This is a genomic window from Amycolatopsis sp. NPDC051071 (assembly GCF_040682875.1).
GTDB lineage: Bacteria > Actinomycetota > Actinomycetes > Mycobacteriales > Pseudonocardiaceae > Amycolatopsis.
Genome location: NZ_JBFBBY010000325.1, coordinates 1 through 1685, shown reverse-complemented (window position 1 = coordinate 1685; position 1685 = coordinate 1). Strand labels below are relative to the sequence as shown.

The window sequence follows — 1685 nt, the reverse complement described above, 5'->3', positions numbered from 1 at the left end:
GTCCCCATAGGACAAATTTCGTCCTATGGGGACCCCTCATGACACTTGCTACTACTGGACGGTCAGGGTGTAGGTGGCGGTGGAGGTCTTGCCCGCCGAGTCCGTCGCGGTGACGGTGATCGGGTAGGTGCCGCGCTGGAACGGCGCGGCCACCTGCATGGTCGAGCTACCGCCGCTCGAGATCGTCCGCGGGTTGAAGAACGGCGCGAACGGCAGGCCCTGCCCCGACGCCGACAGCGTGATCGTACCCGTCCCGCCGGTGGCGGAAACGGTGACGTTGCTGAAGAAACCGGGCTGCACGGTACCGCTGCCGGGGCTCACGCTCACCTGGAGGTTGCCGGGCTGCGGCCCGCCGTTGCCGACGGTCAGCGTCAGGTTCGCGGTCACCGTGTCGGTGGTTCCCTTGCCGGAAATCGTGACGGCGTAGTCCTTTTCGGCCGTTCCGGCGGGAACCTCGATGCTCACCTTCGCCGACTCACCCGAGTTGATGGACGCGGGCTGGAAGGTGGCCTTCGCGCCGTCCGGAAGCCCGGCCGCGCTCAGGTCGACCTTCTCCGCGCCGTTCTTGCCGGGCTTGCTGGTCACCGTGGCCGAAACGTACTTGCCGGGCTCGACCTTGAGCGACGACGGCGTCACCGCGAGGGAGAACGTCTCCGGGTTCTGCGGCGCGCCGATCTGCTGCTTGACCCAGTCACCCATGTCGTTGTTGAGCCTGCCGTACACGCTGTACCACTTGAAGTCGCTGCGGCTCCAGGACGCGACGCCGACGACCTTGCCGTCCACGATCAGCGGCCCGCCGCTGTCACCCGGCAGGATCGTGACGTGGCCGTCGCTGTAGCCACTGCAGATCATCGTGGCGTCTTTGAAACCCGCGCCGACGCCGTTGCAGTTGCTGCCCTGCACGATCGGCAGGGTGAACTTGTGCAGTTCGACGTTGCGGCTGTCGTCGTTGTAGTCCTTCTTGCCGTAGCCGAGCCCGAGACCGGACTTGCCTGGCTTGTTCAGTTCCGTGTCGGCCGACGTCGCGACCTTCGCGTACTGCCCGCCCGGCACCGGGATGTCGGCGTCCGTGGTGACGACGGCGACGTCGTAACCCTGGTCGAAGTTGACGTACTTCGGGTGGGTGTCATAGCTGACGACACCGACCCGTGTCCCGCCACCGGCGTTGAGATCGTCGAGTCCGTAAAGGAAGGTCTTGTCGCCCTCGGCCGCCTTGCAGTGCGCGGCGATCAGGATCTTGCGTGGCGCGACGACCGAGCCGGTGCACGTCTGGCCTTGCGGGCGGACGCCGCCTTGGCGCAGCCCCGCGATGATGAACGGGTGGTCTTTGACCGAAGCGGGGGTGCCGCCGATGGAATTCGTGTGCGGTCCACCGGGGACTACCGCTTGGTCCGTCGGCGTGACGGCGGGCAGGTTCGCGGCGGCCGCCGGTGCGGGCAGGAGGACCGAGAGGCAACCGAGGGTGGCTGTGGCGAGCCCCAGTAGCCGTTTTCTTCTGTTCACGGTGGTTCCTTTCCAGGTGGCTGGAAATCACTTTCCGCATCCACGCCTGGCGGAACAACCGAGGAAGAAGCCCGTAGGGGTACGGAACTATTGCGCGCGGGCGCGCGGTGGGGTTCCGCTCACCTGTAGTACATGAAGGCCCCCTTCCTTGCGCCTAGCGCAAGGAAGGGGGCCTTCATGTA

1 protein-coding gene is annotated in these 1685 nt (G+C 66.4%); it reads right to left on the bottom strand.

The features are described 5' to 3' along the window. Window positions 1-51: 51 nt before the first annotated feature. Complete coding sequence (locus AB0M65_RS40810; RefSeq protein ID WP_364041040.1) at window positions 52-1503, bottom strand: trypsin-like serine protease; 1452 nt, start codon at window positions 1501-1503, stop codon at window positions 52-54. Window positions 1504-1685 lie beyond the last annotated feature (182 nt).